This window comes from Paenibacillus sp. FSL L8-0502 (genome assembly GCF_038593055.1).
Lineage (GTDB): Bacteria > Bacillota > Bacilli > Paenibacillales > Paenibacillaceae > Paenibacillus > Paenibacillus polymyxa_D.
On sequence record NZ_CP151958.1, the window covers coordinates 5,355,939 to 5,374,121 of the forward strand.

17 protein-coding genes and 1 riboswitch are annotated in these 18,183 nt (G+C 51.3%); all 17 genes read right to left on the reverse strand.

Annotated features, from left to right (window positions below; genetic code table 11):
• Positions 1-43: 43 nt before the first annotated feature.
• Complete coding sequence (locus tag NSQ57_RS23405; protein WP_342425371.1) at positions 44-1,501, reverse strand: cobyrinate a,c-diamide synthase; 1,458 nt, start codon at positions 1,499-1,501, stop codon at positions 44-46.
• Positions 1,494-2,582: a cobalamin biosynthesis protein gene (locus NSQ57_RS23410; RefSeq protein ID WP_342425372.1), complete on the reverse strand. Its 1,089-nt coding sequence runs from the start codon at positions 2,580-2,582 to the stop codon at positions 1,494-1,496. The genes NSQ57_RS23405 and NSQ57_RS23410 overlap by 8 nt, the downstream gene beginning before the upstream one ends.
• A complete protein-coding gene (gene cobM, locus NSQ57_RS23415) occupies positions 2,575-3,369 on the reverse strand; it encodes a precorrin-4 C(11)-methyltransferase (RefSeq protein WP_342425373.1) in 795 nt (264 codons plus the stop codon). The genes NSQ57_RS23410 and cobM overlap by 8 nt, the downstream gene beginning before the upstream one ends.
• On the reverse strand, positions 3,366-4,082 hold the full coding sequence (cobI, locus tag NSQ57_RS23420; protein WP_342425374.1) for a precorrin-2 C(20)-methyltransferase: 717 nt from the start codon (positions 4,080-4,082) through the stop codon (positions 3,366-3,368). The genes cobM and cobI overlap by 4 nt, the downstream gene beginning before the upstream one ends.
• Positions 4,083-4,113: 31 nt before the next feature.
• A complete protein-coding gene (gene cbiE / locus NSQ57_RS23425) occupies positions 4,114-5,370 on the reverse strand; it encodes a precorrin-6y C5,15-methyltransferase (decarboxylating) subunit CbiE (RefSeq protein ID WP_342425375.1) in 1,257 nt (418 codons plus the stop codon).
• Positions 5,363-6,508 (reverse strand): cobalt-precorrin-5B (C(1))-methyltransferase, encoded by a 1,146-nt coding sequence (locus tag NSQ57_RS23430; RefSeq protein WP_318627962.1) that lies wholly within the window; start codon positions 6,506-6,508, stop codon positions 5,363-5,365. Before NSQ57_RS23430 ends, cbiE begins: the two co-directional genes overlap by 8 nt.
• Before the next feature lie 74 nt (positions 6,509-6,582).
• Positions 6,583-7,227: a precorrin-8X methylmutase gene (locus NSQ57_RS23435; protein WP_342425376.1), complete on the reverse strand. Its 645-nt coding sequence runs from the start codon at positions 7,225-7,227 to the stop codon at positions 6,583-6,585.
• 167 nt (positions 7,228-7,394) lie between these two features.
• Positions 7,395-8,174, reverse strand: a complete 780-nt coding sequence (gene cobK, locus NSQ57_RS23440) for a precorrin-6A reductase (protein ID WP_209947751.1) — start codon at positions 8,172-8,174, stop codon at positions 7,395-7,397.
• Complete coding sequence (locus tag NSQ57_RS23445; protein WP_342425377.1) at positions 8,171-9,235, reverse strand: sirohydrochlorin chelatase; 1,065 nt, start codon at positions 9,233-9,235, stop codon at positions 8,171-8,173. Before NSQ57_RS23445 ends, cobK begins: the two co-directional genes overlap by 4 nt.
• 92 nt (positions 9,236-9,327) lie before the next feature.
• Complete coding sequence (gene cobJ, locus NSQ57_RS23450) at positions 9,328-11,124, reverse strand: precorrin-3B C(17)-methyltransferase (RefSeq protein WP_342425378.1); 1,797 nt, start codon at positions 11,122-11,124, stop codon at positions 9,328-9,330.
• 310 nt (positions 11,125-11,434) lie between these two features.
• A riboswitch (cobalamin riboswitch) is annotated at positions 11,435-11,622 on the reverse strand.
• Between the two features lie 56 nt (positions 11,623-11,678).
• The gene (locus NSQ57_RS23455; protein WP_318627966.1) at positions 11,679-12,233 is read right to left on the reverse strand and encodes a TIGR00730 family Rossman fold protein; all 555 of its coding nucleotides are present in this window, start codon (positions 12,231-12,233) and stop codon (positions 11,679-11,681) included.
• A 201-nt stretch (positions 12,234-12,434) separates the two neighbouring features.
• Complete coding sequence (locus NSQ57_RS23460; protein ID WP_342425379.1) at positions 12,435-13,292, reverse strand: uroporphyrinogen-III synthase; 858 nt, start codon at positions 13,290-13,292, stop codon at positions 12,435-12,437.
• 101 nt (positions 13,293-13,393) lie between these two features.
• The gene (locus tag NSQ57_RS23465) at positions 13,394-14,548 is read right to left on the reverse strand and encodes an endospore germination permease (RefSeq protein ID WP_165146025.1); all 1,155 of its coding nucleotides are present in this window, start codon (positions 14,546-14,548) and stop codon (positions 13,394-13,396) included.
• Positions 14,549-14,590: 42 nt separating this feature from the next.
• The gene (locus tag NSQ57_RS23470; protein ID WP_165146022.1) at positions 14,591-14,815 is read right to left on the reverse strand and encodes a hypothetical protein; all 225 of its coding nucleotides are present in this window, start codon (positions 14,813-14,815) and stop codon (positions 14,591-14,593) included.
• Entirely contained in the window at positions 14,808-16,025 is a 1,218-nt protein-coding gene (locus tag NSQ57_RS23475; protein WP_165146019.1) for a Ger(x)C family spore germination protein, read from the reverse strand. The genes NSQ57_RS23470 and NSQ57_RS23475 overlap by 8 nt, the downstream gene beginning before the upstream one ends.
• Positions 16,025-17,650 carry a spore germination protein gene (locus NSQ57_RS23480; protein WP_342425380.1) on the reverse strand — a complete coding sequence of 542 codons (1,626 nt, stop codon included), beginning with the start codon at positions 17,648-17,650 and terminating at the stop codon, positions 16,025-16,027. Before NSQ57_RS23480 ends, NSQ57_RS23475 begins: the two co-directional genes overlap by 1 nt.
• Before the next feature lie 180 nt (positions 17,651-17,830).
• Positions 17,831-18,169: a hypothetical protein gene (locus NSQ57_RS23485; RefSeq protein ID WP_069012102.1), complete on the reverse strand. Its 339-nt coding sequence runs from the start codon at positions 18,167-18,169 to the stop codon at positions 17,831-17,833.
• Positions 18,170-18,183 lie beyond the last annotated feature (14 nt).

Consider the following 18,183-nt stretch of genomic DNA (forward strand, 5'->3'; position numbering starts at 1 on the left):
GGCTTCTTTTTGTTTATATGAAATGGTGGACTCGTTTGCAAAACTATGGACTGTAAGCCCGGCATTGTTCCACCCAACGTGCTGCCGCTTTGGGAAGAGAAGCGAGATGAACATGCGTGTAGGCTGCCAAAAGATTCCCTTTCGTATAGCCTTCGCTCTGAAGACCACGCATCCCCTTGGTTTGATAGGCGTAGGAGTAGGGGGCGGATGATTCGTCATAGTGCATGACAGAATAATGAAATTCATGTCCCCGAATGGTCTCTCCAGCCTCCAGCAGTAAGCAATCCTGCAAAGCGGTTGCTTCACGGTATCCCAGTGCGGCCCGTTTCTCCTGCATGCGGACGTCCGACGGAATAACTCCGGCCATGTGATGGGCATTCCCCATACGATCCGTAAGTGTCCGTGCCAGTACCATATAACCGCCGCATTCGGCGAATACTGGCATATCCCGGCTCACCGCGTTGCGGATATCTTCCAAAAAACCCGTATTTGCAGCGATATCTGCGGCAAACTCTTCAGGGAAACCGCCGCCCAGGTATAGGCCGCTTGCCTGCTCAGGTACGCGTTCTCCCGCCAGCGGACTGAAATAGACAATCTCTGCTCCCGCCTGACGCAGCAAATCCATATTTTCCGGGTAGTAAAAATTGAACGCCGCATCTCTAGCGACGGCGATGACGGGTCGTTCCCCGGTACCAGCTTCATGCCCTGCTGATGAAAGCCGATTCAGGGAAAATAATGGGTGCTCGGGCGGGCTGGGCGGCGGAGCCGAATCTGCCAATGCCCGCAGTGCATCCAGATCCGTACCCGCGCGGATCAGCTCTGCCGCCCGTTGGAAAAGCGGCTCCAGCTCGCCGCGTTCCACAGCGGGTACTAAACCCAGATGACGCTCGGGAATATCCAGCCCGTCATCACGCTTTAACCAGCCGAGCACAGGGATGCCGCACTCCTGCTCGATCGCCTTTTTGACGATGCCATAGTGCCCTTGGCTACCGCAGCGATTCACAATTACGCCCACAATGCGTAGCTTGGGCTCCAAGCGCTGAAAGCCAAGCACAATAGCAGCGGCGCTTCGTGCCATACTGCGCACGTCGACCACCAGCAATACAGGGCTGTCCGTCAGCATGGCGATTTCAGCGGTCGAGCCGGTATTGCTGAGCGGGTCCTTGCCGTCATACAGCCCCATGACGCCTTCAATCACGGAAATATCCGCGCCTTCGGAAGCACGGATAAAGGTTTCACGCACCGTATCCGGTGAGGTCATCCATGAATCCAGATTACGGGAAGATGTCCCTGTCGCGGCCGTATGATAGGTCGGATCGATATAATCCGGCCCGCATTTAAAACCCTGCACTCGCAGGCCGCTGTCGGCGAACGCCTTCATCAGCCCGAGGGTAACAGTCGTTTTGCCTGCGCCGCTGCCTGTTCCGGCAACAACAATACGGCTTCTGCGCGTAGCGGCAGACGGATCAGACTGTACAGCCTGCTTCATGATGTCAGTCATAGGAAACCCGCGCTACAGACAGCGTCATATTGCCGCTTTTTTTCTTCTCCAGTAGCCAATGGTCTGCACCAGAAGACAACAAGGCTGATGGTTCACTGACCCCATATGCGCCAGTGTATTTGAAGACGGTTTCCGATGGATTGGGAAGCTGCACCGTATTCAGCTCTGACGGAGTATACGTCACCAGTTCCCAACCGTATTTGGCGCAAAGGGCAAGTAAGCCCTCTTCGTCCTTTTTCAGATCAATGGTGGCAATATTCCGTACGCTTTTCACAGACAAACGCAGCTCTTGCAAGGTGTCCAGCACACCCGCCTCCAGCTCCTCCAATGCAGTCCCACGGTTACAGCCGATGCCAAGCACCAAGCTTTTCGGACGGTACAGCACGCCATTAGAAAGAAGCTGATCTTCTTCCTTCGGCTCCAATAAGCGGTCACTCACGACCAACGCGGCGTTAAACGGTTCTTGTAATGCTTCTGCCGTCGAAGCATATACCTTGATATGCCCAGGTACAGGTTTGTCATAACGCCACCAGTTCCGTTCGCCTGTCTCTTGTATGAGCGCAACAGGCTCCTCGTTCACAACAGCGGCGCTCACAGGAGTGGCCTTGTCGAAGCTATCGATCACCCAACCCAATTCACGCCCAAACATGTCCACCGGAATCGTGCCCTGCACGTCCGATGCAGTTGTGATTACCGCACGTGCGCCCAGTACAGCAGCTACATGGCGGGTCAATTCATTGGCGCCACCCAAATGCCCAGACAGTACGCTAATAACATGTTCTCCGCGATCATCAATGACGACCACGGCGGGGTCTACCTTTTTATCCACCAAAATCGGTGCAATCATACGAACCACTGCACCGAGGGAAATAAATAAAATAATACCGTTATATTGTTTAAATAAATCCGGCAAAATCAGTTTGACCGATCCTTCGAACAACTGAATGCCACGCTCCTGCTCATCGCCACGCTCAAACTTGGACATATAATACACATCCGTGCCCGGAAAGTTGGCTCCCAAATTGCGAACCATTTCCACTCCATGCTTCGTGATCGCCACAGCGGCAAATGGATTACTCACCGGACTTCACTCCCTTCCGGTAGCCATGGGTGAACGACTTATCATACAGCTTGGAACGGTGCGCATCCTTGTCCACCAGCTCTGGGTCGAGCGCCCAGCCCGCCAAAATCATGGCATGCATCGTTATGCCTGCTGCACGCAAATCGGCGGGTAATTGAGCAAGCGTCGTGCGCACGATCTTTTGATCCGGCCAGGTCGCGCGCTGCACAACCGCTACAGGCGTGTCCTCGCTCCAGCCTGCCGCCAGAAACTCAACGACCACCTTCTTCGCCAGTGTCGCGCTGAGGAATAAAGCCACTGTACAGTGATGAGAAGCTAGATCACGCAGCTTTTCCCGATCCGGTACAGATGTACGGCCTTCGGCACGCGTCAGAATGACCGTCTGCGTCAGATCAGGCACAGTTAGCTCTGCACCCAGCACAGCCGCAGAAGCAAAGACCGAGCTGACGCCCGGTACGATTTCGTAGGCTACTTCGCGCTGCTTCAGCAGCACCATTTGCTCCAAAATCGCACCGTATACTGCCGGATCGCCTGTATGTACGCGAGCTACGCTGCGTCCAGCCTGCACAGCCTCGCTCATAATCTCGACCTGCCGCTCTAGATCCATGCCTGAGCTTTGCAGTACCTGCGCCTCTGGCTTGGCCGTGGCAATCAGCTCATCGTTCACGAGTGAATCCGTGTACAATACCACATCAGCCGTGCGTAGAATCCGGGAGCCTTTGACCGTAATCAACTCCGGGTCTCCTGGACCTGCTCCTACGATATATACTTTGGGCTCCAACGTCATTTGCTCACCACCATTAAACTCAAATATTCAAGCTCCTGTCCGCGCAGCTCACGTGCGTTGCGCCATACCATTTCATAAGGAGAAGTGACCTTGGTAATGACAGATGCACGGTCCCCCAAATTGAGTTCATCGAGCACATCCAAAATCAAATCCAGTACCTTGGCAACCTTGATAAATACAACCGTATCGTGATTCTCAATCGCCCGCTTCATCGCTTCCCGATCATCCGTAGCCGGAATAATACCGACCTGCTGATCTCCGTCTGCCAAAGGCAATTCCAGCGCTGCCGCCGCTCCCAACACAGACGAAATGCCCGGAATAGATACAATCGGCACCTCAGGATGAAGATCCTTCATGAGCCGTGCCAAATGAATAAAGGTACTGTACAGATTAGGGTCTCCCTCTGTGACAAAGGCTACATCCTTGCCTTGACTCAGTGCCTCCCAGCAAGCAAACACCGTTTTGTTCCACTCCCGCTCCAGTACAACCGGGTCCTTGGTCATTGGAAAAATGAGTCCCAGCATCTCCTTTTCCTCCGGGTTGACGTACAACTCCACGATCTCGTGAGCATACGATTTGCCTCCCCGGCGTTTCTTCGGATAAGCCACAACTGCACATTCCTGAATCATGCGATACGCCTTGACTGTAATCAGCTCGGGATCACCCGGCCCCACGCCTACGCCGTAAAGTGTTCCTGTTGCCGCCGTATTCATGCTGTCTCTCTCCCCCTCTTGAATTACCAGCTTACTCCCCTACTACTTCGTCAGCCACGTCCACCGACGGCTGTCCTGTAATCACATATATCGGATTGAGTCCGTCAAAACGAGTCATATTCAAAATCGGCTTGCTGCGCGCTGTTTGCAATAACGTCACCGAAGTTTCGAGACCTGCTGCTTGCATCGCTTTCATACCGTCATGCAGTGTCTCAACCGTTGCAGCATTCACTACAATTCGTCCGTCCTTACGCAGACGGGAAGCACACAGACGAATCAGCTCAGCCAATTCTCCCCCGCTCCCGCCAATAAACACCGCATCCGGGTCTGGCAGATCTTCCAATCCGGCAGGCGCTTTGGCATGAATAACCGGAAAATCGGTGCGAAATTTGATTTTGTTCGCTTCCACATTAGCCAGATCACCTTCGTTCTTCTCAATGGCAAATACTTGCCCATACCTGGCTAGCCGAGCACATTCTACCGCTACAGAGCCAGAGCCTGCGCCGATATCCCATACGATGCTTCGTTCGGTCAATCGCAGCTCGGACAAGCTGAATACGCGTACTTCACGCTTCGTGATCAGCCCTTTTTCCGGCTTGCGCTGGTGAAATTCCGCATCCTCGAAGCCAAATCCCCGCCGAATTGCAGGCACGTTTTCCCCCTTACGGCGGCGCAAAATAACCACATTCAATGGTTGGAACGTTCTCTGCGCCATCTCTTCCAGCGTATAATGCTGATACACCTCATCCGGTCCGCCCAAATGCTCGCCGACAAAAGCATCATATTCCGTCATGCCATAATGCAGCAGATAGGCAGCGACTGCACCGGGATGATTCCGGTCGTCCGTCAACAGCGCGACCTTGTTCTGTCCGTCAATCCGCTGCGCCAGTCCGGTCATCGGGCGACCGTGTACGCTTTCCAGCACCGCATCCTGCCAGCTTTCACCGAGACGCGCAAACGCCAGCTGAACCGAGCTAAGATGCGGCATAATATCCAGATGTTCCGCCCCCAGCTTGGCAGACAAATAACCTGCAATTCCAAAAAAAAGCGGATCGCCGGACGCAAGCACGACAATATCCTTGTCCTCACGCAACCGTCCCAATTCTTCCACCACGGCGGATAAGCCGCTCTTTAATGTTCGTTTTTCCCCTGCGGCTGCCTTGAAAAATCCTAGCTGGCGTTCTCCACCAACCAGCAGGTCCGCACGCTCAATTTGCTCCAATGTTTCCTGCGACAGACCTGCCGCTCCATTTTCACCGATACCAATGACACGGATCACTTTACTCACCGACTCTCGCCCTCCCCAGCACGTTCCCTTTCAGCGTTATCAGTACCATTTCCACAACGATTCCACCACCTGCATGCTCCAGACAATGCTGACATCCATAGGTACACAGCTTTTCAAAAAAGCTCAGCGCATTCGCTTCGGTCATCATATCCGCCACCTGCGTAGCTGTATTCGCCTCTGCCACTGCCGCTGCAAGCGACTCATCCACACCCGCTTCACGCGCGACCTCAGCCAAAAAGCCAAAATCCACCGGAGCGCTCTTGGAGTGAACCATCATGATACCTTGAGCGACCTTGGACAGCTTACCGGGCATACCGACGAGAATAATCTTTTTCATTCCCAGCCGTTTCCCATGCTTTATAGCAAAGCCAACAAAGTCCCCCATCTGAATAAAGGCCTCTTCCGTCAGCTGATCATACATTTGCATGGCGTATTTTTCACTGCTGCCGCCTGTGGTCAGGACTATCTCCTGGCAGTTCATCGCTTGCGCAACTGATATGGCCTGCACGACACTGGCTTTATAAGCAGACGTGGAAAACGGAACGACCACACCACGCGTGCCTAGTATGGAAATACCGCCAAGAATGCCAAGCCGCCCGTTCAGCGTTTTCTTGGCAATTTCTTCACCGTCCGGTACGCTGATGACGACACGGACACCTTTGGCCGATCCGTGCTCCTCAAGCACACCTGTCACAGCCTCCGTAATCATCCGGCGCGGCACCGGATTAATCGCTGCTTCTCCGACAGGCACAGGCAGACCGGGCTTCGTTACCCGCCCCACGCCGATGCCACCGTCCAGTTCAATGCCCGGCTCCTCGCGCCAGCTAACGGACGCGATAATTCTCGCCTGATGCGTGGCATCTGGGTCATCGCCACCGTCCTTGATCGTCGTGCAGGAAGCTTCGTCCGCGTCCAACACAGGCTCAATCAGCTCAAACGCATGATCGAAGCCCGCGGGCAGCGATATCACTGCTTCCTTCGGCGGAATGCCCGTGATGAGCAGTTGTACCGCTCCTTTGGCTACTGCAGCCGCACAAGCTCCTGTCGTAAAGCCTGACCGCATTGGCTTGTCCGGTGCGGGAGCTTCACCGCTTTTCATCCGTTTGGGCTTGTCGGCGGACGCCGCTTCCTTTTCCATGCCAATTCCTCCTTAACCTCTTCTGCTGATCATGTTCCAATTCATTTCATGATACAGCAAACGGACAATCGCATCTAGCGGACAGCCATTAAGGAGATCGCATTCAATGCTGCTACGACAATTGTACTGCCGCCCTTGCGTCCAATATTCGTAATGAACGGAATATCCAGCTTGCGCAGCTCGTCCTTGGATTCTGCCGCCGATACGAAGCCTACGGGCATGCCAATCACCAGTCCGGGCTTGGCCGCTCCTTCTTTCACCAGACGAATCAGCTCCAGCAACGCTGTCGGCGCATTACCAATCGCATAGATACCACCTTCGCTCGCCTGAATCGCTTTGCGCATCGAAATAATGGCGCGTGTCGTATTCAGCCTTTTCGCTTCTTCCATGACGTCAGGGTCAGATATGTACACATGCACAACCCCGCCAAATTGACGGATACGATCCTTACTCAGCCCCGCTTGAATCATCTGCACATCTGCCACTACCTGCTGGCCTGCGCGAATAGCTGCAATCCCGGCTTCAATCGCTTTTGGATGAAACACCATGCTGCGGCCCAGCTCAAAATCAGCAGATGCATGAATGACACGCTGTACAACGGGATATTGCTCTGCTGTAAAAGGATGCTCTCCCAATTCTTCTGTGATCATCTCGAAGCTTTTGCCTTCAATCTCCTGCGGCTGTACCGTTAGCGGTTTAAATTCTGTTTTGAAATCCATGGTAGACCACTCCCTTATGGAAAATTAGAAAATAGTTTAGGAAAATGACAATTCATTGCTACTAAATCATGGATACCTGTAAAAACACCTGTTTTAAGATGACTATATTTTAAATACATGCCAGAAGTCGTTCCTGATGAACTGGACTCGCAGGGGTAAGGCTCAACTCAAATTGAAGTTTTCTCTTTTGCTGTACGCAGTGCGTTGATGACTCCGTCGAAATGATCAAATACTGTGCCAAATTCCACTTCCGGCCTGGAAATCAAAAGTACGTGAATCCCCAGCTCCAATGCAGATTGAACCTTTTCATCCACTGCTCCCGTGCTTCCGCTTTCCTTGGTGACCATCACGGTCGTGCCATAGTGCTTGTACAATGCTTCGTTCATCTCGCGGGAAAAGGGTCCCTGCATGGCAATAATATTTTTTTGCTCCATGCCCAGTTCGCCGCATTTCTCCATATTGTCCAGGCGCGGCAGCATGCGTATAACCAGACGAATCTCCGGGTCTCCGAGTAAATGCTTGGTGAACGTGCCGAGCGTCTTACTGCCCGTCGTAAGCATTACAGAACCTTTGAGTTGCTTCGCTTGTAATGCGGCTTCTTCATAGGAAGACACGATGTGGAGCAACGGATGATTGTCATATACAAGTCCTGTCCGCTCATAGCGAATATAAGGAACCCCGGACTCGCGAGCGGCTGTCATCGCATTCGCATGTGCTTCTTCTGCAAAAGGATGACTGGCATCAACAACCGCCTGTATTCCAAGCTCCCGAATCATTGCAGCCATTTCATCGGCTGTCATTCGGCCTGTGCGTACGTCTAGTCCCGCTTCAGACAAGCTGGCTGCCGCGCTTTCGGTTACGACTGAGGTCAATACGTTGAAGCCATTGTCACGGATTTGCAGCGCCAATTCCCGAGCATCGCTCGTTCCGCATAGCATGAATATCATGAGCCCTTCACCTGCCCGCTTCCATTCACTACAGATGGCGTATGTGAATGCTCGTGATGGTGATTATGGTCATCATGGCTGTGAGCATGGACATGCTCATGAGTGTGATCGTGGCTGTGTGTATGGTGATCATGATGGTCGTGCTCATGTGCATGATGGTGGTGATGTTCATGTTCATGATGATGATCGTGGTCATGGTCATGATCGTGGTGATGATGGTGGTGCTCCTGCGCCTCCAGACGGAACTGGCAGTTATCACAATTGGCCGTAACCTTGCCGAACAAACCTTCCTTAGCTCGCTCCAGCACCAGTTCAACCAATTGGGGATGGAAACCAAAATATCCGCCCATCTCCACTTGTAATGCAGGGTGAGCCTCGGCAAATTCCTGGGTCATTTCTCCGATGCGTTTAATCAGCACACCCGTGAACAGAAAATAGGGAAGCACGATAATCTTTTTGGCCCCCAATCGTACACAACGCTCCAATCCATCGGGAAAGGAAGGCTGCGTCACACCGATAAAGCTGCTCTCTACCCATGTATAAGAAAGCTTCTCCCACAGCATACGGGTGATTTTGAAAAAGTCACTGTTCGCATCTGGATCGCTACTTCCGCGTCCTAATACAAGTACCGCCGTTTCCTCGTCAGGTACCTCGACAGATGCCTCGACAGCGCTAATCATCCCCGCTGGAACTGCAACCGGCTGGGCCTCTTTCAAGCGGCTTAGCAGAATGCTGACGATTTTCTCGTGAACACCAATCGGACGTCCGTATACAAATTCCACCTGCGGATATTTCGCCTTTGCCCGGTCAATAGCCATCGGAATATCAATTTTGGCATGTACCGCTGCGAACAAAATAATCGGAATAAGAACGACACGCGTCGCCCCTTTCTCCACACAAGTTTGCATCCCATCAGCAATGCTGGGACGTGCCAGCTCCAAGAAACAGGTTTCCACGCACATATCCGGTACCCGATCTGCCACTGCCTGTGCAAATTCCAGCAGTTCCTGGTTCCCCTCCGGGTCCCGACTTCCATGTCCAACCAACAATATTGCATCCACTGCTGTTGTTTCCTCCTCTTTAATAGGGATAGCCTGCATGACGCCCTATTTTATATATATGCTTGTATCCCGTTCATCAGGCCTTCAGTCCATTAATCACCACAAACCGCATTCACTTCTACCGTTACTGGTGCATCTTCATGCCGGAACCCCGCAACGACACCTACACGCTTAAAAAATTTATGAAAGCGCTCATTCGGATGTCCTTTTTCCTTATATTCAGCGATGACATGCTCCACGATGTCCGTAATCTGATCACCCGGAATTCCTTCCGCTACAGGCTGAGCGGCATGAGCATTGCGGCCGAATTTTTTGCCACCGAGGAAGAGATCGTACCCACCCTTGCGATAGACGATTCCGATATCCTCCAGTACGGCTCCATAGCAGGCCATACCGCATCCGTTCAAAGCAATGCTCGTTTCCTTGGGTGCCTGTAATCCGCCAAGTACAACCTGTAAATGCTCAGCCACAGGCACAGCGTCATCCTTCTCCATATTGCAGAAGTCGCACGCCTTTACCTTAAACACATCGCCAATCGGCATGACAATGAATCGTTCATCCCGCAGCCGCCCGACCAGTTCCTCGGGGTCTGCACACGGCACGCGCAGCACGATCTGATGATCCGGCGTGTATTCCAGCTCGCCATCATCACCCGCTACCTCGGCGAGCAGCGCCATCTGACGAGCGGTGAACTTCTTGTTTCCCACACCCGGGGAAACGCCCACCTCAAATAGCGCAGGCTTGCCAAAGCCGCCTGTCGCCATCACGGCCGGGGCTCCCGCTCCGGCCACCGCTGACGTTCCGGCGGTGCTCTTGGCGGCAGGCGCTTGCCCGCTCCAGCGAGCGTTGGCTTCGCCAGGCAGCTTACCGCCGATAGCGAGGCGGCTTAGCGCCTCTGCCGCCAGCGATGCCGGGGCTACGCCGGTTTGCACAGCAGTCGTTGCCTGCACGGCAGCCATCGCTTGCGGGCGTGCCTGCGTGGCAACCGCAGCGCCGCTCGCGGAGGGTCCAGCGGGCGTAGTGGGGGCTGCGCCTGCCTGCGGTGTATCCTCTTGCGCGCCCAGCGACCACGGCTCCGCTTCCGTGCGGAGCCGCTGATGTGGCTTGAGCGCCTGCTCGGTCGCATCCAGCGTGTATTTGCGCTGATATCCGCGCGGAGTCACGATCAAGCCGTCATACACCGTCGTCGAGGAATTGCCGATGATTACAGTCGTCAGCATCCCGATGTCGTGGTTCAGCATATCTTCCAGCGTCGTTACAATAACTTGCTGACGTTCACGATAAGCACTCTTCACCAGCCCAACCGGAGTTTGCGGATCGCGGTAACGCAGCAAAATGGACTGCGTCTCCACAATCTGGCGGGTACGCCGGCCACTGCGCGGATTATATAATGCAATCACAAAATCGGCCGAAGCCGCTGCTTCTACGCGCTTCACAATCGTTTCCCATGGGGTCAGATGATCACTCAGACTAATTGTGCACGCATCATGCATAACTGGCGCCCCCAACAGTGATGCACAGGACTGAATAGCCGAGATCCCCGGCACGACTTCTACTTCAACTCCGTCCTCGCGTCGCCAGCCTTTTTGCATCAGCACTTCGTACACCAGCCCTGCCATGCCATAGACTCCTGCATCTCCACTGGAAATGACGGCTACCTTCTTGCCCATCTCTGCTTGGCGAACCGCCTCCTGCGCACGGCTCACTTCCTCTGTCATCCCTGTACGTACAATCTCCTGTCCGTTCAACAACGGACGGATCAAATCAACATAGGTATTGTAGCCGATAATGACCTCACTTTCGGCCAGCGCATCCAGCGCCCGTTTTGTGATATGTTCCATATCTCCTGGTCCAAATCCAATCACCAACAATTTTCCTAATGGGCTCATCGGGCTCCTCCTATTCATCCTTTTCAGGGCAGCTATGCTATCTATTCCAATGATTTTTGGACATCCTGTAACTCAAAAAAGCCCCATCCTACCCGGATGGGGCTTCTATGTACGTATCTCTCATCAGACGAACAAACAGCGTAAGAAGACACGATTTGTCTTCCTCCAGCCTGCCGTTGTTTTCCATCTGTCTGTTTACGCTTCAAACGCTGCTGCACGTTCATATCCACGCAAACCTCTAGCCAACATGGAAAAAGCAACGTGTGCCTGATTTCCTGATTTCGTACACCCATCCTCTCCGCGAAGGTTAACGGTGCATACAGATCAAGGTAGGTCTCCTGGCTTGGCATCAACGGATTCTTTCGTCTTCCCCGTTTTTCACGAGTGACCAATTAAAAAAATCCTCTTCCTTACAGTGGCGGGACCGCTCGGGATTTGCACCCGATTCCCTGTTACCCTTTGCTCAACCGCAAAGGCACCTTGTCTGTCCGCTATTTGATTATGGGTCTTATCATAACCTTGCCTCAATCAGTTGTGCAAGCACGAAAAACGCTTTATTTTAAGTTCTCTGCTTTCTTTTTTAACATATGTAGCAATTCGTCCGGGTCCGCAGAGATACTCAGTAGCGCTGGATGATCAGCTCCGGTAAACCCTTCCTGAACGCTATGACGTACCATTTCTATCAACGGGTCAAAATATCCATTTACATTCAGCAGCCCAATAGGCTTGCGATGAATGCCAATTTGCGCCCAGCACAATACCTCGAACAGCTCCTCAAAGGTTCCCAAACCACCCGGAAGGGCAATAAAAGCATCGGCCATCTCGCTCATTGCCGCTTTACGCTCATGCATGCTTGCTACCTCAATAAACTCGGTAACTCCCCGATGTACGATCTCTGCATCGAATAACAGGGTGGGCATAATACCGGTGACCTGACCGTCACCCGCCAGCAGTCCATCCGCCACCTCTCCCATCAACCCCCTGCTAGAGCCACCATAGATCAGACGGATATGATGGCGAGCCATGGCTTCCCCCAGCTTGCCTGCCGCCTCAACATATACCGATGAATGTCCAGGTCTGGACCCGGCAAATACGCAAATAGAATTCATTAACGTCTCAGCTCCTGTCCTCAAGTATCATGCATCGAAACTTATTCATTATATTAGACAAATATTTTCGCTATAACAAAAAACTTTATCGATGCATGTCCAACAAAAAAAGATAAAGACCTCGTAGGCCCTTATCTTTATTTTACTCTGGATTAGTAAATATAAGTTCATTTTCTGCTTACAGCACTATCATTTTCTAACTCATTTCAAATGACCGTTCACACTCTTCAGACCGTAGCCATGCGCCGAATCACGATGTTCAAAATATTTGCCCAGCTCCACCATCATCGCGCCCATGCGTTCTTCAGTTGGGAACACGATTCGTTCAATCCCTTCTTCCACAATGGACTGTGCGGTCACTTTGCCTACCGATACAGCAATGACATCTTCACGAAAAGCTTCCAGCAAATCTTCAATTCGGTTTTGCTCTCTGGCATATTGGGCCAAAAATCGAATTTGCGGACCACTTGTGAACGTAACAGCATCAACATTACGATGGATAACATCCTCTAGTAACGCCTGCAATTTTGCTTCCTCAGGTGGGATATGCTTATAAGGAAGTACCTGGCGGGTCACTGCCCCCTGCTCGTCCAGCCATTTTACCAACCGTGGGGCTGGATCGCCATGCAGTTGCAACAGCACTTCCTTCCCCTTCAGATCGTATGGGGCGAAAGCTCCTGTCAATCCGATCAAACTTCCGTCCTCGTCTCGTACTGCTGGCGTAAAGCCACGCTTTTTGAGTCCATTGACCGTCTTGTAGCCCCGCGCTGCAATGTTGGAAGATTGCAGCAACTCTATAATCTGCTCAGCCACACCCATATCCTCTGCCATATCGAACAGGGCATCCAGCCCCATGCCTGTCGTGAAGATGTACCAGTCCGGAGGGTTCTTTACCCACGATACAACAGCGTTGCGCAGCTCGATATCATCTAGAAAAACAGTGCCCTGGGCCGGACGATGTACTGGCTCCCCTCCCATCTTCACAACTAGCAGCGCCATTTCGTCTGCTTTACGGGGACCAGCAAGAGCGACTCTCTTACCTGCCATGCGTTGTGCCATTCTGTTTCCTCCCTAGTAGAAGTCGTATTTCTTTCTACCAAGTATACAATCAGAGGGGTAAAAGACAAATAAGAATTACTTTTTCGATGAATACAGTAATCTTATAAGTGGGTGTGTCCTGTTCTATCTCCCTGCCGGCTTTCTAGCTGACTACTGCTATCCCGCTCTCCGTTAGATGCCTTATCATCTCCGCCTTTCCCTTTAGATTTGGGTCGGAGCAACATCCATAGTACCAAGGGCATAAGTACAAAAAAAATGATCATCACCGCGGTCCACTCCCGGCTGAAATCAAAAACTTGCACGATGTTGGAGAACAGCATAAACGAACAGACATAACCTAACAAACCTACGGGCCAAACCATCAGACTCCCCCAGGCATGGGAGAACATACGCTTTACCGCCAAACTGGTAACGTACAGATCAATTCCGATCTTCGTAAGAAAGGTTGGTACGGTCAGTGCTGCCACGAACAAGTCGAACCGATCCAGAAAGTCCGTTAGCTGCAATTGACGCACCAGTTCATACGATGGATAGAACAGCCGTGACAAGATAGGAACACCAATAACCAACTCCGACTGCAACACCAGCATGATCAGAAAAGCGGTTCCGAGCAAATGCCCATACCACGCACTACGTCCATTATAACTCTTTCCAGAAATAACAAAGGGAACCATCAGGATATCGGCCATATATCCCAGCATGCGCCAGCTGCCCTTGATCACTCCCTCTACCTCTGGATGTAAGTAGGGTCTCAGCATCGAAAAATCCATATTACGCCCAAAAAAAAGCGGCATGGTCAACAGCGTCAAAATCAACATCGGCAAAAAAATCTCGGCCATATTCACGATGGTGCTTATTCCGCCTTTGGCCATAAATACCAGAGTCAACAGCAAAATAAGAGAAGTGACCACAATCGGAGTCAGCGGCAAAAGCACAACCTCCACTAAATCCGTGATAATTCTCAAATCCCGTGCAAAAATGATCAGGAATAAAATAAGGTAGACTGCAAGCAGCATACGTCCCAGCACAGGATGAGAGCTCACCATCGCCTGCATTAGATCCTGGTCAGGAAAACGACGCTTGAGTTTCAACATCGCCCAGATCGGCAAGCATAGCACGATAGCCGCAATTATACAGGTCCAGTAGGCATGCTGATTCGCGTGATCCGCTGCCTGCGCCGGAGCATGTATAAGGGTAATACCGACCTCCATCAATACACCCAGCAGTACGATTTGTCTGGTTGTGAACTGTTTCATACAGGTCATCCTCCTTTTCTCCGCAGGCATCCAATACACGATTTACAACGTAGGGGGGAGCCACAAGTCAATAAAACGGGTAATCCATGTAGCCACATAAACGGAACTCTTCGTCGATGTTCCGTAAATCCAGATACCAATGCTAATAACATACAATACGCGGGAGACCCAACGATTGATGGCAGGTGCACTATTAATACTTTTGCGATCAATCAGATACATGAAGAGCATAGCCAGCAATAAAGGTAATAAGAATACTTTATTCATTCTGGATTTTCTCCTTTTTGACCCCGAATGGTTTGGTGACCGCACCGATATTCTCAATATGCACGACCGGATCTATGGTGATCTCCACCTTGGGATATAGTTGCTCCCATTGAGGTTTAATCCGTTTCCATTCATCCGGGTGACTCGTAATAATAGCCCGGCCCAAACCAAGTATGTCTGAGTGATACTTTTGCTGGATTACCTTGACACCCTCTCCCAGTTCCCTCTTAATTTCCTCGGCTGTCTGATGTTCCAGCCACTTCAAATTTTCCTCGTTAGAAATATCGAAATCCGTCTCATTCTCCTTCACATTCCCATTGCAGTTCATATGAACGGTCATTCGAATCTCATTCCCCTGAATATAGGGCTTAATATGGACTTTATTTTCGATGAGGTGTACAGATATATAGCCTCTACCTTTGGGAGGGGGGATAAATATTTCTGTCTCCTTGGCTTGTTCCATACCCAAAAGCAGAAATCGACTGAGATGGTTATCAATAATCCCTGTTAACCTGTCTTGTCGAAAGACTGCCAATCCATCGATCTGAATATTCGTCTTCTTGTCTTTAAGACTAGCGGGCCCATTCTTCACCAGAGACATTACTGGCACCACCGGGTCAATGCCTTCCAGCAGGACGGAATTCATCAGCAGTTTAACGGAACGAGGTTTTTTCATATAGGAAAAGTTAAGCTCACGCACCATTTCCGCTGGATATTGCTCAATCGGAGCATCTGCCTGAAGCACTTCCATCGCTGACCCCTTCGTGATAACAACCAGGGAAGACAGACGGTTCTGCGGAATACGTGCAATGACATCCATCATTTTGCTAATCCCTTCCCGTGCCAGCGTCTCGCCGAACAGCAGTACCCGCCGATGGGAGTAATTAAGTGTTCGCGAAACCCCGCGCTGTTCCTCGGTACTTGCTCCTCGAAAGCTTGGACCTGTTTTGGACTCCAGATAGTAGGACTTCGTACCGCTTGTACCTCCCCCTCCTCCTGTGCTGCCCGAAGATCCGAGTTGTCCAGGCAAAGCAATTTGCATCGTTACCCGGTATTGATCGCCTTCCTTGTCTAGCCCGGTACCCATCACAAAGGCCACATCGTTCACTTCACGGCGATCCCAGCATCCTCCCAAAAGAACAGAACAAAGCAGCAGACAACAGAGCACAGCCGCTTTACGTATTTTTTGTGTATTCGATTTGGGCTTCATCACCATCCCTCCTCGGTGGTAGGCGTTCCATTCATCTTTTCCTTCGCTCGTTTGTTGTTGTCTTTACCAATCCAGGAAGGACGTTTAGTCATTTTCCACCAAGGTGCACGGACGACGATATCCTTTTGATCCGTATGGTTGTACGGGCTATATCCACTCATGTAAGGGACACCAAACGATGTTAGCTTGGTTAGATGCGTAGCAATCAGCGTTGTCGCAATAATGATCCCAAACAATCCGAATAAACCCGCCATCAGCATGATTGGAAATCGTAGCAGGCGAATCGTGATGGCAAAGTTAAAGCGTGGAATGGTAAACGAAGCAATACCTGTGAGCGACACAACAATGACTATGGGTGCCGATACAATCCCTGCCTGTACTGCAGCCTGCCCAATAACGAGTGCGCCAAGGATACTGACTGCCTGACCGACCGTTTTGGGGAGACGAATCCCTGCTTCACGTAATGCCTCAAAAGAAATTTCCATCATTAACGCCTCCACCAGTGCTGGAAAAGGGATGGATTCACGAGCCGCTGCAATACTCAATATGAGTGTCGTCGGCAGCATATCATGATGATAGGTCGTAACCGCTACATATATTGCTGGCAGAAAGAGAGCCATGATGAGAAAAAGAAAACGAATCCAGCGCACCATATTACTGATGAAAAAACGTTCGTAATAATCCTCGCTTGCTTGCATCATCTGCCACATCGTGACCGGCCCAATCAGGGCAAAAGGCGTTCCGTCAACAAAAATGGCAAAACGTCCTTCCAGTAATTGGGCAGTGACGGTATCCGGGCGTTCAGTATATTCCATTTGCGGAAACGGAGAAAAGGGATGGTCCTCAATCAGTTCCTCAATATATCCAGTCTCCAAAACACCATCAATTTTAATATCGCTGAGCCTTTTTTTTACATCCTCCACCAGTTTGGGATCTATGATCCCTTCAATATAGGTAAGGACGACGCTCGTTTGAGTTTCTGTTCCGATGGTCATGCTGTACATCTTGAGCTTGGAGGTCTTCAACTTGAAACGCAACAGTGCTGTATTGACGCGAAGGGTCTCAGTGAAGCCCTCACGCGGCCCGCGAATAACCGCTTCTGTCTGAGGTTCCTCCACGCCACGGCGGACACCACCCTTGGCGCTAAAAATATAAGCACGAGGCGTACCATCTACAAACAAAGCGGCATTGCCGTCCAGTATCGCTGCTGATACCATCTTCCATTCGTCCATCGTTTTAGTCTGGGACATGGAGATACGAGTTTCATCCAACGGCTCCAATTTGCCGTTCACTTCAGGGTCCTTGAGCATCATGCCCAGAATGACAGGCCGCAGGATATGATCCTGCAAATCCTCCGATTTTACCGTACCTTCAAAATAAGCCAACAACCCTTTGCGTTCAGGGGAAATCATGAGCTCTCGATAGACGATATCAGAGCAATCCTTGAAAATGTCACGCAAAGCAATCAAATTGTTTTCCACATTGCTACGCAGCGGCTGTTCCAGCCACGAAGACTCAGGCAGTCCTTTAGGCACATTGGAATTTCGTGTCTTGCGGTCTGCGGCTGGAATCGCTCTCCGGCTCCACGGTAGCTTCGGCAACTTGGGAAAGCGCCCTTTCTTCATCGTTATTCCCCCTTTACGAATGAGCCGAACAGATAATATGACCTATAGGATGTACCAGCCTGCAAAGGATTATGTATCCAATGAACTCAACATGTTGAACGGATAACAAAAAGACCCTGCAATGATGCAGGGCCTTCGAAAAATCCATTATATATCTGAAGATTTATGATAAAGGAATGATTAATCTCCCCAATACTCCTCGGGATGGTATTCAATCTCAGAACCAGCTTTGAACGTAAGCTCATCTGTCTGATCATGATATTCCACGCTTTCCGGAGTGACGTAATACCAATGCTTCACCACGGGTCCATCATCTACCGGCGTTACAAAACGAAATACGTTCAACTCCCCGCTATAACGCACAATCGCCTCCGCCGTCCCACGCGGCAGCCCTTGAAGCGTGAAGCGAAACACGCCGTCCACCGATTCCAAACGGCAATCGAAAACCTGCTTGCGGCTGTCAGCAAAGCTTCGTCCCGTGACGGCATGCTTGATCAGCCATGTTTCCTGCTGCGCCATGTGCGCACCTCCTT

Coding starts and splice junctions, on each gene's coding strand:
- NSQ57_RS23405 (WP_342425371.1), bottom strand. CDS start 1,501: ATGACTGACATCATGAAGCAGGCTGTACAGTCTGATCCGTCTGCCGCT.
- cobM (WP_342425373.1), bottom strand. CDS start 3,369: ATGACGTTGGAGCCCAAAGTATATATCGTAGGAGCAGGTCCAGGAGAC.
- cobI (WP_342425374.1), bottom strand. CDS start 4,082: ATGAATACGGCGGCAACAGGAACACTTTACGGCGTAGGCGTGGGGCCG.
- NSQ57_RS23430 (WP_318627962.1), bottom strand. CDS start 6,508: ATGGAAAAGGAAGCGGCGTCCGCCGACAAGCCCAAACGGATGAAAAGC.
- NSQ57_RS23435 (WP_342425376.1), bottom strand. CDS start 7,227: ATGGATTTCAAAACAGAATTTAAACCGCTAACGGTACAGCCGCAGGAG.
- cobK (WP_209947751.1), bottom strand. CDS start 8,174: ATGATATTCATGCTATGCGGAACGAGCGATGCTCGGGAATTGGCGCTG.
- cobJ (WP_342425378.1), bottom strand. CDS start 11,124: ATGAGCCCATTAGGAAAATTGTTGGTGATTGGATTTGGACCAGGAGAT.
- NSQ57_RS23455 (WP_318627966.1), bottom strand. CDS start 12,233: ATGAATTCTATTTGCGTATTTGCCGGGTCCAGACCTGGACATTCATCG.
- NSQ57_RS23460 (WP_342425379.1), bottom strand. CDS start 13,292: ATGGCACAACGCATGGCAGGTAAGAGAGTCGCTCTTGCTGGTCCCCGT.
- NSQ57_RS23465 (WP_165146025.1), bottom strand. CDS start 14,548: ATGAAACAGTTCACAACCAGACAAATCGTACTGCTGGGTGTATTGATG.
- NSQ57_RS23470 (WP_165146022.1), bottom strand. CDS start 14,815: ATGAATAAAGTATTCTTATTACCTTTATTGCTGGCTATGCTCTTCATG.
- NSQ57_RS23475 (WP_165146019.1), bottom strand. CDS start 16,025: ATGAAGCCCAAATCGAATACACAAAAAATACGTAAAGCGGCTGTGCTC.
- NSQ57_RS23480 (WP_342425380.1), bottom strand. CDS start 17,650: ATGAAGAAAGGGCGCTTTCCCAAGTTGCCGAAGCTACCGTGGAGCCGG.
- NSQ57_RS23485 (WP_069012102.1), bottom strand. CDS start 18,169: ATGGCGCAGCAGGAAACATGGCTGATCAAGCATGCCGTCACGGGACGA.